At 69.8% G+C, this 15,756-nt stretch carries 15 protein-coding genes; 2 read left to right on the top strand and 13 right to left on the bottom strand.

Annotated features, from left to right (window positions below):
* Positions 1–42: 42 nt before the first annotated feature.
* From ACFYZ8_RS15595 to ACFYZ8_RS15545, 11 genes are all read right to left on the bottom strand, one after another.
* Complete coding sequence (locus ACFYZ8_RS15595; protein WP_359031269.1) at positions 43–420, bottom strand: hypothetical protein; 378 nt, start codon at positions 418–420, stop codon at positions 43–45.
* Positions 421–676: 256 nt separating this feature from the next.
* Positions 677–3,580, bottom strand: a complete 2,904-nt coding sequence (locus ACFYZ8_RS15590) for an aminotransferase (protein ID WP_388532893.1) — start codon at positions 3,578–3,580, stop codon at positions 677–679.
* Positions 3,581–3,938: 358 nt separating this feature from the next.
* The gene (locus ACFYZ8_RS15585; protein WP_388532890.1) at positions 3,939–4,487 is read right to left on the bottom strand and encodes a phosphatase PAP2 family protein; all 549 of its coding nucleotides are present in this window, start codon (positions 4,485–4,487) and stop codon (positions 3,939–3,941) included.
* A gap of 55 nt (positions 4,488–4,542) precedes the next feature.
* Positions 4,543–5,646 carry a YihY/virulence factor BrkB family protein gene (locus tag ACFYZ8_RS15580; protein ID WP_388532888.1) on the bottom strand — a complete coding sequence of 368 codons (1,104 nt, stop codon included), beginning with the start codon at positions 5,644–5,646 and terminating at the stop codon, positions 4,543–4,545.
* 54 nt (positions 5,647–5,700) lie between these two features.
* A complete protein-coding gene (locus ACFYZ8_RS15575; protein ID WP_388532885.1) occupies positions 5,701–5,994 on the bottom strand; it encodes a Dabb family protein in 294 nt (97 codons plus the stop codon).
* Positions 5,991–6,293 (bottom strand): chorismate mutase, encoded by a 303-nt coding sequence (locus tag ACFYZ8_RS15570; protein ID WP_388532882.1) that lies wholly within the window; start codon positions 6,291–6,293, stop codon positions 5,991–5,993. Before ACFYZ8_RS15570 ends, ACFYZ8_RS15575 begins: the two co-directional genes overlap by 4 nt.
* On the bottom strand, positions 6,290–7,561 hold the full coding sequence (locus ACFYZ8_RS15565; RefSeq protein WP_388532880.1) for an aminotransferase class I/II-fold pyridoxal phosphate-dependent enzyme: 1,272 nt from the start codon (positions 7,559–7,561) through the stop codon (positions 6,290–6,292). The genes ACFYZ8_RS15570 and ACFYZ8_RS15565 overlap by 4 nt, the downstream gene beginning before the upstream one ends.
* Complete coding sequence (locus tag ACFYZ8_RS15560) at positions 7,558–8,841, bottom strand: MFS transporter (RefSeq protein ID WP_388532877.1); 1,284 nt, start codon at positions 8,839–8,841, stop codon at positions 7,558–7,560. Before ACFYZ8_RS15560 ends, ACFYZ8_RS15565 begins: the two co-directional genes overlap by 4 nt.
* Positions 8,842–8,897: 56 nt before the next feature.
* Positions 8,898–9,647, bottom strand: a complete 750-nt coding sequence (locus tag ACFYZ8_RS15555) for an SDR family oxidoreductase (protein ID WP_388533751.1) — start codon at positions 9,645–9,647, stop codon at positions 8,898–8,900.
* 35 nt (positions 9,648–9,682) lie between these two features.
* Positions 9,683–10,414 (bottom strand): cupin domain-containing protein, encoded by a 732-nt coding sequence (locus tag ACFYZ8_RS15550; protein WP_388532875.1) that lies wholly within the window; start codon positions 10,412–10,414, stop codon positions 9,683–9,685.
* Position 10,415: 1 nt separating this feature from the next.
* Positions 10,416–10,907 carry a hypothetical protein gene (locus tag ACFYZ8_RS15545; protein ID WP_388532873.1) on the bottom strand — a complete coding sequence of 164 codons (492 nt, stop codon included), beginning with the start codon at positions 10,905–10,907 and terminating at the stop codon, positions 10,416–10,418.
* A gap of 639 nt (positions 10,908–11,546) precedes the next feature.
* Here ACFYZ8_RS15545 and ACFYZ8_RS15540 point away from each other — a divergent pair.
* Both ACFYZ8_RS15540 and ACFYZ8_RS15535 read left to right on the top strand, forming a co-directional pair.
* On the top strand, positions 11,547–12,308 hold the full coding sequence (locus tag ACFYZ8_RS15540) for an SDR family oxidoreductase (RefSeq protein ID WP_359031259.1): 762 nt from the start codon (positions 11,547–11,549) through the stop codon (positions 12,306–12,308).
* A gap of 40 nt (positions 12,309–12,348) precedes the next feature.
* Positions 12,349–13,029: a TetR/AcrR family transcriptional regulator gene (locus ACFYZ8_RS15535; protein ID WP_388532870.1), complete on the top strand. Its 681-nt coding sequence runs from the start codon at positions 12,349–12,351 to the stop codon at positions 13,027–13,029.
* 23 nt (positions 13,030–13,052) lie between these two features.
* On the opposite strand, the gene ACFYZ8_RS15530 is transcribed toward ACFYZ8_RS15535, so the two are convergent.
* Positions 13,053–14,117: a prolyl oligopeptidase family serine peptidase gene (locus tag ACFYZ8_RS15530; RefSeq protein ID WP_388532867.1), complete on the bottom strand. Its 1,065-nt coding sequence runs from the start codon at positions 14,115–14,117 to the stop codon at positions 13,053–13,055.
* A gap of 78 nt (positions 14,118–14,195) precedes the next feature.
* Positions 14,196–15,560 carry an MFS transporter gene (locus ACFYZ8_RS15525; protein WP_388532865.1) on the bottom strand — a complete coding sequence of 455 codons (1,365 nt, stop codon included), beginning with the start codon at positions 15,558–15,560 and terminating at the stop codon, positions 14,196–14,198.
* Between the last annotated feature and the right edge of the window lie 196 nt (positions 15,561–15,756).

Genomic DNA, 15,756 nt, shown 5'->3' with positions numbered 1-15,756 from the left:
GTGGACCGGTCCCGGCCGTTGCTCCCCCGTGGCGACGGCGCGCTACGGCCGGTTGAGCTTGATGGAGTTGATGGGGGTGAGGTCGATGTAGGTCCACTCGTCCTGCGCGAGGTGCTCGCTGCAGTTGGTGCCGCCGTAGTTGTTGCACAGGTCCGCGGTGGCCCCGCCGTACTGGTTGTTGAGGACCCAGTGGTACCCGAACTGGTTGCTCAGGTTGTGGGCGCCGTAGCTGGCGTACTGGTTGGTGGGGTGCGGGTTTTCCTGCGGCCAGACGTTCTCGGGCCAGATGCACACGTTGCCGGAGAGGCATCCGTACACCGTGCTGTTGCCCGCCGGCGCGGCCTGCGCCGCCCCGCTCATCGCCACCACTGCCGTGGCCGCGGTCGCGAACGCGGCGGCGGCGCTCATCACCTTGCGCATGTTTCCCCCTAGCGGGTGGCCTGCGTCGTCGCAGACCGAGCTTCGACTTGACGGGATCAGCCTGTTCCGGGGGGACTGTCGGGGTCGACGGGTTTCCTGTTGCCCGCTTGGAGACCGGCCGGGAAACCCGGTGTGAACTGGGGTTTCGCGGACGGTGGTCAACCGGCGGGCCGGACGGGGCGCAATCGTGGACTGCGCATGCGGTCCTCCCCCGTGATGACGGCACGTGCCTGGCTGGTTGTGGCAGGACTTCGGCTCACCAGCCGTTGGTCAGCACGTCGTCCAGCGCGGCGACGAACACGTCGGCGCTCCGCCGGGTCAGGCACAGCGGTGGCTTGATCTTCAGTACGCATTGCCGGTCCGAGGTCGGCTGCACGATCACGCCGAGCTCGCGCAGCCGGTCGCAGATCGCGGCGGTCTCCTCGGTCGCCGGCTCCAGGGTCTCGCGGTCGCGGACGAACTCGACGCCCAGATACAGCCCCGAGCCGTGCACCGCGCCGATCAGCGGATGCCGGACGGCGAGTTCCTCCAGCCGCTGCTTCAAGTACCCGCCCACATCGAGGGCGTTGTCCTGGAGCCGCTCGTCCCGCAGCACGTCCAGCACGGTCAGCCCGACCACGCTGCTGACCGGGCTGCCGCCGGCCGAGGAGAAGAAGTAGCCCTGGGTGCGGTAGGCGTCGGCGATCTCCCTCCGGGTGATCACAGCGCCCAGCGGATGCCCGTTGCCCATCCCCTTGGCCACGGTGACGATGTCCGGCACGACACCCTGCTGCTCGAACCCCCAGAAGTGGGTGCCGAGTCGGCCGTAGCCGACCTGCACCTCGTCCGCGACGCACAGACCGCCGACGGCGCGTGTCGCCTCGTAGACCTCCTGGAGGTAGCCGTCCGGAAGCGGGATGCCGCCCGCGTTGCCGTAGAAGGGCTCGCAGATGAAGGCGGCGGGCGGGCGGCCCTGTGCGGCGAGTTCGGTGATCCGCGCGGCGGCCTCGGGGCCGTACCGTCCTGCCTCGGCGCCGCGGTGGCGGCCGCGGTAGGAGTTGGGGGCGGCCACGGTGTGGATCCAACTCGGGCGTGAGGACAGGGCGTTCGGGTTGTCCGCGATCGACGTGGAGACCGCGTCGCTCGCGTATGTCCATCCGTGGTACGCCTCCTCGACCGCGACCGTGTCCTGCCGTCCGGTCGCCGCCCAGGCCAGGCGCAGGGCGAGGTCCACTGCCTCGGAGCCGCTGTTGACGAGGAAGACGGTGTCCAGGCCGGCGGGCAGGAGTGCGGTGAGCCGCTCGGAGAGTTCGACCACCGAGCCGTAGTGGAAGCGGGAGTTGGTGTTCAGGCGCCGCCACTGCCGGTGCACGGCGTCGCTCAGGGCGGGGTGGCCGTGGCCGAGGATGGTCACGTTGTTGAGCATGTCCAGGTAGCCGCGGCCCTGGGTGTCGACGAGGTGGTGCCGCCAGCCGCGTTCGATGCGGGGCGGCTCGTCGTAGTAGTGCTCCTGGACGGTGGCGAAGGCGCGGTCGCGGCGGTCGAGGAGGTCCTGGTCGGCGAGCGGCTCCTGGGGGTCGTGGCCGGTGATCAGTGCCGTCGGATCCGGGCTCACCGCCAACCGGCCCGCGGCCAGGTCAGGGGTGGCGAAACGGGGTGGGCGCCGGTCGGCCAGGGTCGAGAGCTGGAGTCCGAGGGTGTGCCTGCCGCTCCGCCCGGCGACGGTACCGAGGGGGTCCCCGGCGGCGACCGGACCGGACGCGGCCGGGCTGTCGACTCCGTACAGCCACAGGACCGGACCCTCGCCGCGCAGGTCGAGCGTGCCGTCCGCGTGCCGGGTGAGTGTGCCCGACCAGGGTGCGCGCACCTCCAGCGGATCCGCGAGATGCAGATCCACTCCGAGGGCGCAGGTCGCCGGGGCGTCCGTGGTGTCGATCGTGGTCCGGGTCAGGCGGAACTCGCCGTGCCGGGTGCGGACCGCCGGCCGGGCGGCGGCCAGAGCGGCTTCGGCGTCCGCCTCCAGCCATCGGCCCGTGTGCAGGTCGTCGCTCTGCGCGGAGAGGTCGAGCACCGGTACCGCGTCGGGCAGGCCCGGCAGCATGCGGTGCGCGGGCGGGACGGAGATCCGCGGGAGGGGGCGGCCGAGTGCCTCCCGCAGCTGGGCGGTCATCACCTCCGCCGGGACGGCGACGGCCGACTCGAACATGGCCCACTCCCGGTCCAGGGCGGCGGACGCGTAGCCGTTGTCCGGGTCCTGGAGGACGTCGTACTGCCCGCTGACCACCATGACGGCCGCCCGCAGCACGACGAGGGGCCACAGCACGGCCGCCTCCGCGTCGGAGAGCGGGCGTACGGCGTCGAAGGCGCGGACGGCGGGCAGGACGGAGGCGGGACGGGCACCGTGGTGGTGCAGGACGGAGGTGCAGGTGACCGCCAGTTCCGCCACGGTCCAGCCGGTTCCGAGGTCCCCGAAGTCGATCACTCCGACCGGCATCCGCCGGCCGTTCTCCGCCGTCTCGCAGACGACGTTGTTGTCGGTGATGTCGCCGTGGACGAACTGGACCGGCAGCTCCTTCGCGTGCGGCTCCACGAGGGAGTACGCGGTGCGGGCGGCGCTCAGCACCTGGCCGGCGCGGGCCCGGTCGGGCCAGTGCGGGGCGAGGGCCTCGATCACTTCGAGGGCGTTGCGCAGGTCCCACGGCCGGAAGCGGTCGGTTTCCGGTGCGGCGAAGCCGGCGAGGGCCGCGGCGATCTGTCCGGCGAGTCCGCCGAGGCGGGCGACGACCGCGGGGGCGAGGTAGCGGCTGTCCATGATCGGCTCACCCGGCACGAAGTCCAGCAGCCGGCAGGCGAGTTCGGCTCCGTCCACGGTGAAGGGCTGCACCACGTCGCCGTCGGTGCCGGGGCGTGCCCTGGGCAGGCGGAGACCGGGCAGGGCGCGGGCCAGGTGGTCCACGGCGTCGCACTGGGCCCTCAGCTCGGGCGTCCCGGTGGCGGGGTTGGCGACCTTGAGGACGTACTCTCCCGCGTCGCCGCGGACCCGGTAGTTGCGGTCCTGCTGGCTGCCCAGGTCCCGCACGGTGCCCCGTACCCCGAACCGGGCCGCCAGCACGGCCGACGCGGCCGTCTCGTCGATCGGCGCCACGGGTCGCACCAGCCAGTCCGTGGATGACAGGCCCATGCGTCGCTCCGCTTCCGCGACGAGGTGCCGCCGCTGTCCTGCCGGAACGTTCCGGCACTTTCGTGCGACGACGGTAGGACGGACGTGTTCCTTGGTCAACGAGCGGGGTGAACGAGCGAGGCGAACGAGCGAGGCGAACCTCACTCCCCCGTCTCACACGGCACGGGTTCATCAGGATTACCTCGTGGGATACGGGTTACCTGCACGATGGGTCTCTGGGGAGCCGCGGCGGCGGCCCACGGTGGCTTGTCCCATGTGTGCCCGCGGTGTGGGGCTGTGGGCACACAGCGGCGTCGGCCCGCTCAGCGGGTTCGAGCGGGCCGACGCGCGATATCACGGACGCCTCGGACGTCCTCTCTTACGCCCAGTACCGCAGGAACAGCGCCGGAGCGCGGCGCGTGAGCCAGGCCGCGGCCAGGCCGATGGCGGCGCCGGCCGCCACATCACTGGGGTAGTGGGCACCCGACTGCACCCGTTCCACGGCCACCATGGCGGCAGGCACCGCGCACAGCGCGCCCGCGGCCGGCCAGGTGGGGGCGACGGCGGCGGTGAAGGCGACCGCGGCCGCCGTGTGCCCGGAGGGGAACGAGGACGAGTCGGGGCGGTCGTCGACCTCGTCGTGCGGGATCCACTCCGCGGGCGGCCGGGGGCGGTCGGCCAGCTGTTTGCACAGTCCGTTGGACACCAGTTGCGCCACCACCAGAGCCGCCATGCCGGCGGCCGCGGCCCTGCGCCCCCGCCACCCGCCCTTCCACGCCATCACGGCGGCGGCGCCGCACCAGAGCTTCGTGCTCTCCGCGGACTCCTCCACCGCCGACAGCGCCTTCGCCACGCCTGGCGGTATCCGGGAAGCCGCATGCCGTGTCAGAGCCCCGTCGACCTGGTACAAGTCCGTCAGCAACCTCATGACCTGCGGATATCCCAAGCTCCCCGAGATAAGCAGCCCGAATCCGATCAGTCCGTCAGTCGTTGCGCGTCGGTCCTGAGTCGTCCAGCCGACGAAGGTCCTGCTCGTCCCACGTCCTGGTGTCGCGCGGCTCCGTGTAGGGCTCCTTGTCGGGCGGCAGGCCTCCGGCGATCGCCCGCTGCCGGGCGGTCTCGGCGTCGAATTCGAGGCCCAGGAGAATCGCCAGGTTGCTGATCCACAGCCAGACCAGGAAGACGATGACACCGGCCATGGTGCCGTAGGTCTTGTTGTAGGAGGCGAAGTTGGCGACGTAGAACGCGAATCCGGCGGACGCGACCAGCCAGATGACGAGGGCGAGGAAACTGCCCGGGGTGATCCACCTGAACCCCTTGAGGCGGGCGTTCGGGGTGCCCCAGTACAGCAGCGCGATCATGACCGTGACCAGGACCACCAGGACGGGCCACTTGGCGATCGCCCACACCGTCAGGGCGGTGTCGCCGACTCCGAGCGCGGAGCCCGCCTTCCGGGCCAGGGTGCCCGTGAAGACGACGATCAGGGCGCTGATGACGGCGAGCACCATCAGGACGACCGTCAGGCCGACCCGCACCGGGAGGATCTTCCAGATCGGGCGGCCCTCCGGCATGTCGTAGACCCGGTTGGCCGAGCGGATGAACGCGGCCACGTACCCGGACGCCGACCACACCGCGAGGACGATGCCGACGATCGCCATGACGGACCCGACGCCGGCGTTGTTCTGCAGCTGCTCGACGGCGCCGGTGATGATGTCGCGGGCCGAGCCCGGGGTGAACTGTTTGAGATTCTTCAGCACCGTGTCCGTCGCCGACTTGCCGGTCAGGCCGAGCATCGACACCAGGACCAGCAGGGCCGGGAAGAGGGACAACAGTCCGTAATAGGTCAGCGCCGCGGCCCGGTCGGTGAGCTCGTCGTCCTTGAACTCGCGAAGGCTGCCGCGCAGCACGGCCCCCCACGCCGTTTTCGGCAGCTGCGTCGGCGTGTCCGGCGCACGCTCCTCCACGGCGGGCCCGGGGCCCATCTCTTCGGCCGGCGGGACCTGGCGTTCCTCACGTTCCGGAGCCTCGCGTGGAGGAGCCTCGTCGCTGCCGTGGTGCTCTTTGTGTCCAGGAAGATGCAGCTTCATGCCGCCCGAGTACCCCCGGACACCCTCCCAATCAGGACACCGACCACCCGGCCCTCACTCTTCGATGTCGACCACGACCCACTCGCTGATCTCCTTCCACTGGCGGATCGCCTGCTGATGAAAGGGGTGGACCAGGTAGCGGTCGACCGCCTGCATGTCGTCCAGGAGGCCGTCGACCAGGAAGTCGTAGGCGATGTCCCGGGTGGATACGTTGCGTCCGTAGCGCCACTCGCGCAGTTCCGGCACGTTGCTGCCGACCTGGGCGGCGGTGTGCTCGGCTCCGGTGGCCCGCGGATCGCCCCAGTCGACCCCGGGCTTGAACTTGAACAGGACGACGTGCCGGATCACGACGTAACTCCTCCGGTGCGCGCGGCCACGGGCTGTAAGGTGCCGGCCCCTCGGCACAGTTTGAGGACGTTCATCGCGATCTGTGCGCCGCACTCTCCGAGACCGTCGCGGTAGCGGGCGAGGATCTCCATCTCCCGGGTGAACACCGTGCGCGGTCCGCCGGCGTCGGTTCGCATCTTCTGGATGCCCGAGGACACCTGGGCACGCTGGGCGAGCAGTTCGATGATGCGGGCGTCGAGTGTGTCGATCGCCTTGCGCTCCTGGTCGATGCGGGAGGCGCTGTCGGCCGTCTCGGTCATGACAGGGTGCCTTTCGTCGAGTGGTTCGGTGAGTGGTGCGGGTCGTGCTGTGGTGTGTGGTGCGGGTCGTGCTGTGGTGCGTGGTGCGGTGTGGTCGTTGCGGGGATCGGGAGGTCGGCCATGCGCCGCGCGGCCTCAGCCAGCCGATCTTCCGGAGCGAGGAGGCTGACGCGGACGTATCCCTCGCCGTGCTCCCCGAACCAGCGGCCGGGTGCCACCGCCACGTGGGCCCGGCTCAGCAGTTCGTCGGCGAATGCGACGGACCCCCCGCGGCCGGGCGGAATCGGCAGCCAGGCGAAGACCGAGCGGGGTGTGTCGAGGGACCATGCGGAGCCTTCCAGCCCGTCCAGCAGGACGTCCCGGCGCCGTTCGTACGTCTTGGCCAGCTGCCGTACGGCGTCCTGGGGTCCGGTCAGCGCGGCGATCGCCGCGCGCTGGATGAACGGGGGGAGGGAGACGTAGTAGTGCTCCTGGAGGAGATTGATCGCGGCGATGACGTCCCGGTGTCCGACCACCGCGCCGATCCGCCATCCGGCCATGTTGAAGGTCTTGGACAGGGAGATGAACTCGACGCCCACCTCCTTGGCGCCCTCGGTCTCCAGGAAGGAGACGGGCAGCTGTCCGTCGAGGTCCAGGGCCCCGTAGGCGAAGTCGGACGCCACGATCACGTTGTGCCGCGCGGCGAAGCGGACGGTGTCCTCGTAGAACTCGCGCGGGGCCGTCGCGGAGGTCGGGTTGTTGGGGTAGTTGAGGAACATCAGCTTGGCCCGCTCGCACACGGCGCGGTCGAGACAGTCGTACTCGGGCAGGAAACCGTTGCTCCGCCGCAGCGGCAAGGGGTGCATGCGGGCCCGGGCCAGAATCACTCCCGCCCAGTAGTCGGGGAACGCGGGATCCGGCATCAGACAGACGTCGCCGGGGTTCAGGAAGCACTGGCTGATCTCGACGAGACCGGCCTTCGCGCCGAAGAGGATGGCCACCTCCGTCTCCGGGTCCAGCCGCACCCCGTGGTGCCGCGCGTACCAGGCGCTGATGGCGTTCTTGAGTTCGAGCAGCCCGGAGAAGGGCGGGTAGCGGTGGGTGACCGGATCGAGCACCTCCGTTCGGAGCGCCTCGACGATGTGCGCCGGCGTCGGCAGGTCGGGATTTCCCTGGCACAGGTTGATGACGTCCTCGCCCGACCTGAGCAGGTCGTCGACCCTGGCTCCGGTCGCGGCGAACGAACTCCTCGGCAGGCTCTGCAGCAGGCCCGCCCACTCGGTCCTCACGTGTCCTTCCCTTCGTTTCCTCCCCGCGTCCGGGACACGGCCACGGGCTCGGGGCCGCCCGTGGCCGTGCTCGCCGCCCATCGGCTCAGGCCGACGGCGAGCGCGGTGATGGCGGCGCAGGCCCATCCCACGGCCAGGAAGCCGTGCGCCGTGAACAACGGAGCCAGGGCGGCGGCGCCCACGGCCACGGCGAGGTTGGTCGCAAGGCTGTAGAACGCCAGGACGGTACCCCGCTGGTGCGGTGAGCTTTCGCTGAGCAGCGTGCTGAGCAGGGTGACGACCAGACTCTGGAGGATGCCCCAGCCGAAGAGGCACACCGCGAGCGGCGCCGTCCAGTGGATGAGCAGCGGCACGCCCACCAGCGCGGGCACCAGAGCGGCCAGTGAAGCGGTCAGCACGCGTTCCTTGCCCAGCCGGTCCGCGAACCTGCCCGTGACGGAACTCGAGGCGAACCCGAGCCCGTACAGCAGGATCATCACGCCGGTCAGGGAGCTCGCGGAGCCGTAACGGTATTCCAGCGCGGTGCCCAGGAACGTGTACATGCCGTACCAGCCCAGCATCACCAGGAAGGTCGTCAGCACATACGCCGGGACCCGCGGCGTCAGCAGGGCACGGGCCGCCGACCGCGCCCACCCTCCCGCCGACGGCCCCGGGGTTTCCCGCTGCGGCTCGGTGCGAGCCTCAGGACCTGGTCGCCGCTCGCCGCGGGCGCGGAGCATCGCCGACAGGACGAGACAGCCCAGCAGCGACAGCAGGCCGAAGGTCCACCGCCAGCCCGCCCACTGCCCGACGAACGATCCCATCGGCACGCCCAGCACCAGCGAGAGCGACCAGCTCGATACCAGGATCCCCATGGCCTTGGCCCGGTGCTCGTAGGGGATCTGGTCCCCGACGAAGGCGTAGGCGGTGGGCACGAACGCGCCCGCCGCCAGGCCCGCCAGCGCCCGGCCGGTGAAGAACAGGCCGGTCCCCGTGGCGCACGCGCACAGCACCGTGCCCACGACGAACACCGCCATCCCGGCCGACAGGCTGAGCTTGCGCGACACCCGGTCGCCCAGGGGCGCGAAGACCAGCGCGCCCAGGGCGGTCGCGGCGCCGTAGACGCTGACCGAGAGCGCCATGACACCGACCGTCGTGTCGAACGACGTGGCCATGCGCACCAACAGCGGTGAGACGACCAGTTCCTCCGAACCGACGGTGAAGATTCCCGCCATCAGCCCGAGGACCGTCAGCACGGGAAAGCCGGCCCGGTTCCCGCCGTTGTCCTGTGGGTGCGACACTCCAGCCAAGCCCTTCCCTCGCCTGTACGCGGTCCGTCAGCGGATCGAGTCCGCTCTCACAGGCAGGTCAACTGCCCGCCGTCGACCGAGATCTGCTGTCCGGTCAGATAGGAGGCCTCGTCCGAGGCCAGGAACCCGATGACGGCGGCGACCTCGTGAGCCTCGCCGGGGCGGTCCATCGGGATGGTGTGTCTCAGCCTGGCCTCCGCCTCCGCCCGGGGAAGGCCGGCGGACCTGCTCAGGTGGTGCAGGGCGCGGTCGTAGCGCCCGGTCCGGACGGTGCCGGGGTGGACGCTGTTCACGGTCACGCCGTGCGGGGCGTACTGGCTCGCCAGGTACTTGCCGGCGTTCGCCACCGCGGCGTTCACCAGACCGGACAGGAACAGGCCGGGGGCGGGTTCCTTTCCGGCGTTGCCGACGATGTTGACGATCCGCCCGAACCCGTTTCTGACCATGACCGGCGCGACGGCTTTGACGGTGGCCAGGTAGGGCACGAGTTTCTGCCGCATCGCAGCGCTCACGTCATCGGCTCGTATGTCGTCGAACGATCCGGGTGGGGGCCCGGGGGCGTTGTTGACGAGTACGTCGATCCTGCCGTACCGACGGTCGACCTCACCCGCCAGTTCCTCGCAGAACGACGGCTCGGTGACGTCACCGGGAATGAGATGAGCGGTCTTTCCGGCGCCCGACTCCTCGAGGACCTCTTCCAGCGCCCCGCGCCCTCGTGCACACAAGACCGTCACAAATCCTTTCCCGCTGAGATGCAATGCGGTGGCCCGCCCGATACCGTGACTGGCTCCCAGCACGATCGCCACCCGGGCCCCCGCGTTTTCCGGTCGCGTCACCGGTTTTTCCGCTCGTTTTCCTGCCGACCGCCCTTCTGGACTTTCTGTCCGGGCACCCGATGGTAACGAGGCGGGATGAAAATGTTGACGGAGCGTGCCACATCGGCATGGGGATTCACGGCGCCGTGTCCCTCCTGGCTCGCACAGAAGTACGTGCCCCCGAACCGTAACTCGTGACTGGACTCCTCGACGGTCATGTCGTAGCGCCCCTCGAGGCAGATCCCGATCTGTTCATGGGAATGCCGGTGATAAGGCATCTCACCACCGCCGGGAATATCGGCGATCATGAACTCGATCCAGTCGGCGACGAAGAACGTGACGTCCATCCCGACGAACTTGCGTGACTCGAACGCTTCGAGGAAGTAGCTGCCCGGCGCCGGGTAGGACTCCCCCGGCTTGTTGCGGCGCAGCTCCAGCAGGACGGCTTCGGAGTCGGTGGGGTTCACGGCCGAGAAGCCGACGCCCGGAGGGGCCACACAGACCTGGCGCTCGGGTTCCATCAGTCGGGTGACCTCCCCGACCGTGGCCGAGAGCCGGCCCTGCACGACCATCCCGACCTGCGCCTGGCCACGGGGACGGTCCGGCACCTGGGCGCCGGGCGGGACGGCGGAGAGCCTGACCTCCGTGTCGTCGCGCCAGTAGGACTCCACCCGCACGCCGTTGTCGTGGAGGGCCACGTCGGCGGCCGGGAAGTAGCTCCGGGCCTGTGCCTGTGCCTCAGTAGTCATGTCAGTCGTTCCTCCTCGCGAAGACAGTCCACGTCATGGGAATCCGGGAGAACTTGTGGACGAACTTGAGGTGGTGCTGTTTGGCCGCCTCCTCGTTGGTGATGGCGACGTTGTACCGGCCGTCGGCCACGTCACAGGCGGCCTGGCTGGTGGAGTCCACGGTCGCCATCTGCAGGGGCCGGCCCAGGTGGTACCGCAGCAGCGGGATGGGGGCGGGGTGCGACACGACGGTCTCGCTGTCGAGCAGTTCCTCGCGGTACGCGTAGTCGTCCCGGATGGCCAGGCCGTACTCGGGGGTGCTCCCGCGGAAGACGATCGCCGGTTCCAGCCCGGGGTGCATGTAGAAGGCGTTGATGCCGGGATAGGCGTGCGCGACGAGCACCAGATCGAGCCTGCTCTCGGTGAGCGCGTCCACGCACCTCTCGTACGTGTCCTCCAGGACTATCCGTAATCGCGCGCCGTCCGCGACGCTGCGCGACATCATCTGGGCCACGTACTCACTGCTCGTCCCGGCCGGTCCCAGTGTTCCCAACGTCAAGGGCCGGCGTTCGTCACCGGGAATGCGTGAGATCAGCTCTTGTCTTTCGACGTCCGGAATCCGGAATATTTCCACAGTCCACTCTCCTTTGAGTGCCGGAAAGTCGCAGCCCGCATGTTCGGAGCCGGACACCTTCACGGTAACCATCGGTCTTGTGGAACCGTCAAAGGTCACCGTCTCTTTCGGGCCGCCTCCGGTCATGTCCGCCATCCGTGTCACACAAGGCGACGCAGGGGCGAGAGGTTTCGCTGAGCTGGCATCTTCGGGAGCGGAACAGCGACATAGAGTGAAACTGATGGGCGGCTGTTTGACGCTGAATGGCACGGGTACTCAACGCCGTCGGAGACGTCGCGTGCCCGTGCCATTTATATGTGTTCGACAAGCCGGGGGCAGCACGCGTGGTTGGCCAAAGAAGTTCCCCCTCCCCGACTCCGGCGCCAGGTCACCTGTTCGCGGTGGACGCACCGCCCGGTGCCGTCGAGCCGCTCCGGACGCCAAGGTAAGTGGACCGACTTGCCTTAGGCGGGACGCGAGGGCTACCTTCGAGTGGTGAGTCCACCGACTCACCTTACGACTCGGCAAGGAACAATCACCATGACTCGTCTTGCGGGCAAGCGCGCCCTCATCACCGGCGGCACGAGCGGCATCGGCCTGGAGACCGCGCGGCGTTTCGTCGCGGAGGGCGCCGAGGTGCTGGTCACGGGCGTCACCCCGGCCAGCATCGACAGGGCGCGGGAGATCCTCGGGGACAAGGTGCCTGTGGTGCAGGCCGACGCCCGCGATCTCGACGCGCAGCGCGGCCTGGCCAAGCAGGTGCGTGAGCACTTCGGGGAGCTGGACGTGGTGTTCCTGAACGCCGGAGTCTCGGACTGGCGGCCGTTCGAGAACCACACGGAGGACAGCTACGACCGGCTCTTCGACATCAACGTCAAGAGCGTCTTCTTCCTCACGCAGGCCCTGGTGCCCGTGCTGGCCAACCCGTCCTCGGTCATCCTCAACTCGTCCGCCAGCGCGCACGGCGGCTACGGTCGCTCGAACGCCTACGCCGCGACGAAGGCGGCTGTCTCCTCCCTGATGCGGTCGTGGAACGCGGACCTGCTCAAGTCGCACGGCATCCGGTTCAACTCGGTCAGCCCCGGCCCGGTGGACACCCCGCTGTACTCCGCCTCCAAGCTCGGGATCGAGGACCCCGCGGTGCAGGCGGCGGTCGTGGAGGGCATCAGCTCCGGCATCCCGCTCGGCCGCATGGGTCTGCCCGAGGAGGTGGCGGAAGCCGTCGTCTACCTGGCCTCCGACGCCTCCGCCTTCGCGGTGGGCCAGGACCTTATCCTGGACGGCGGCCAGACCGTTCTCTGACAGCGAGGACGCGGCCGCAAGACGGGCGAGAGGCGTGGGCATGTCGGTGGCGGACCGAGCACAGACCGGTGGCGATGTGTGCCGGCCCGGTTATCATGCGCAGATCAAAGAAGAGAACCGTGCGCGCATCATCCGCGCCGCCCGCGACCTCTTCCTCGCCCGGGGATACGACAAGGCCTCCCTGGCCCAGATCGCCAAGGAGGCCGGCGTCTCCACCGGCACCCTCTTCAAGCGGTACCCCACCAAGGCCGCGTTGTTCGCGGCCGTCACCTCCGAACAGTGGCAGCTGGACGTGGCGTGGGCCGAACCGCCCCCGCCCGGTGATCCCCGGTACGGCCTGGACCACATCGGCCGCGACTACGCCTGCCTGGTCGCGCGGCCCGGCACGGCGGCGCTGTGCCGCCTCATCATCACCGAACTCCCCCAGATGCCGGAACTCGCCGACATCGTCGGCACCGGTTTCGCCATCGACCGCGGCCCCTTCTTCGACCGTCTCCGCGACTACCTGGACGCCGAAGCGCAGGCGGGAACACTCGACTTCCGCTCGGCCGACGGACAGCCACAGTCGGCGTCCGAGGTCGCCGAACAGTTCCTCGGCATGATCTGCAGCCAGTTCCTGTGGCCCCAGCTCGTCCGGACCGACTTCGTCCCGCCCAACCCCACCGACGCCGCGATCGTGGACGAAGCCGTCGCCCTCATGCTCAGCCGCTACGGCACCTGATCCCCTGAGAAGGTGAGTGAATCTCAGTGCGACCCGGCGGACAGGCTCTGATCCAGGAAGGAGATGACGGTCTGCCAGGTGGGTGTCACCGGACGCGGTGACGTGGCCTGCCCATTGCGTGCGGTCTCCTCATAGGCGCCCTCGCGGGTCGCGTCGTCGCTCAGCATGGCGAAGTCCGTGCCGTGTCCGGCCTTCGGGAAGGAGATCAGGCGAACGTCGTTGCCCGAGGTCGCGAGCTTGTCGTACAGCAGACGGCTCTGGTGGTACGGAACGATGGTGTCCTGCTCGCCGTGCAGGACCAGGAAGGGCGGGGTGGGCCGATTCCCTGTGTAGGTGAGCGGGTTGGCGGCGGCGACCTTGGCGGGGCAGGCCGTGATGGTGCAGCCGAGCAGTCGTGACTCGGGGGATCGGGCGTCGGAGTGGCAGTTCGTCAGTCCGAAGGCCGCGTTGAACGCTTTGCAGTCGTCCGGCATGTGCGCGTCCATCTGGAGGAAGTCCGTCGGCGGGTAGAACGGCACGGCCGCCTGGACGGCACTGGACGGGCCGAGCGGCCCGACGTCGCCCTCCAGGGCCGGGACGTCCCCGGTGACGGCGGCCATCGCCGTGGTCCAGCCACCCGACGAGTCACCCATGATCGCGACGCGGTCGGGGTCGAGGCGGTACGTCGTCGCGTGCGCACGCAGCCAGCGGATGGCGCCCTTGATGTCGTACAACTGGGCCGGGAATCGAGCTTGCCCGCTGGAGCGGATCGCGACGCCGGCGACGGCGTACCCATGCGGGTTGAGCTGGGCGGCGACCTTGTCGGCGCCCGTGCGGCCGCTGTCGGCCAGCCAGCCCGAGCCGCTGGTGAAGATCACCAGGGGAAGCGGGCGGTCGGAGCGGGGGACGTACAGGTCGAGCAGGTGGCCCTGGGTGCCGGACGGCTGGGCGGGGGCGTAGGCGAGGTTCTTGGTGACCTCGACATCCGTGGTGGCCCGCGCGGGGGCGGTACTGGTGGCCGCCGTGGCCGTGAGCAGGGCCACGGCGGCGGCAGCCGCCGCCAAGGCTCGGGGCAGGTGTCCCAGGGGCCTCCGAATGCGCAACTGCATGCCGACTCCTCTTCGCGAGTGGGGGTGGGAGTGAGGCGGTGCTGGAAGGGAGAGGTGCTGAAAGGGGAGAGCCGAGCGTCAGCTGTCCGCGGTACCTGCGGCGGCCGTGGCCACCGTGGGGGAAGCCGGGACGGAGGCGTCGCCCCTGCCGGCCCGTTGTGCCAGGGGTACGAGGGAGATCGCGACGGCGCCGATCAGCCCGGCCAACGCGAAGGCGGTGAAGCCCCAGCTCTGGTTGCCGCTGGTGGCGAGATGGCCGATCAGCCAGGGGCCGACGACCGCGCCGGTGCGGCCGATGCCGGTGACCCAGCCGAGGCCGGCGGCGCGTTCGCTGTCGCGGTAGACGGTCTTGGTGGCCGCGTAGACCATGACCTGTGCGCTGAACAGCCACACGCCAGTGAGGGCGACGACGAGGTAGGTGACTCCCAGCGGGAGATGGGACTTGAGGAGCAGAGCGCCGGCGGCGGTCAGCACGAACCAGATGGCCGACACACGCACCGTGCCGAACCTGTCGGCGGTGCGGCCGGCGATCAGCAGGCCGACGATGCCTCCGGCGTTGATGACGAGAAGGAAGCTCACGGACGAGGAGAGGCCGTAGCCTTCGGCGCGCATCATCTGCGGCAGCCAGGTGCTCACGCCGTAGACGAGGAGCAGTCCGCTGAAGGAGGCCAGCCACAGCAGCGGGGTGGCCCAGCGGGACCGTGGCCGGAACAGTTCCCGCACGGCGGCGAGGCGGCCCGCCGCACCGGCCGCCGGGGCGGCGACGACGGTGGGGCGGGGGATTCCGTAGCGGTCCGCGACCGCGTCGGCCTCATCGCGCTGACCGCGTGCCAGCAGTACACCCGGTGATTCCGGCAGCAGCTTGAGCAGCAGTGGTACGGCGATCACGGCCGGGAGCACGCCCGCCCAGAACACCCAGCGCCAGCCCGCGGCCGGGGCCAGGGTCAGGCCCAGGCCGGTCGCCGCCATCCCTCCGAAGTGGTACGAGGTCATCAGCAGGGCGGTGGTGAGGGCGGCCCGGCGTGGTGGTGCGAACTCCATCACCATGGCCAGGCACAGCGGCATGAGCCCGCCCAGGCCGAGACCGGACACGAACCGCCCGGCGCCGAACAGACCGACGGCGGGGGCCAGGGCGCAGAGGGCCGAGCCGACGGAGAACAGCGTCACGCTGGCGACGAGCATCAGGCGTCGGCCGAGCCAGTCGGTGAGATTGCCGGCGGTGAGCGCGCCGATGAGCATGCCGAACGTGGTCCAGCTCCCGATGGTTCCGGCGGTGGCCGGGGTCAGCCCGAGCTGTGGGTCGTCGAGCATGTGGGGCATGACGGCGCCGTAGATGTTGACGTCCATGCCGTCGAAGAACACGGCCAGCCAGCAGAGGGACAGCACGGGGAAGACCGTGCGGAACGTGTGCCGAGGGGGACGGGACAGAGCGGAGCTACGCATCTTCGTCCTTGGAGATGGGGTGGGGCCCGGAACAAGAGCAGCGCGTTCGCCTGGTGAAATATGGTTCACTGCGAGCTGGCTATGAGTTTCGGCTCGGGTCGGGTGCGTGTCAATGGCGTTGCGTCCGGCATTCTCCGGGACTCGTGTTCTCGCATCAGTTGATTGATCTTTCAAGAACCCTGGGGCAGGATGGCCG

The organism is Streptomyces sp. NPDC001668 (assembly GCF_042893155.1).
Taxonomy (GTDB): Bacteria; Actinomycetota; Actinomycetes; order Streptomycetales; family Streptomycetaceae; genus Streptomyces.
The sequence above is the reverse complement of the archived record's forward strand: the minus strand, read 5'-3'. Positions and strand labels throughout refer to the sequence as shown.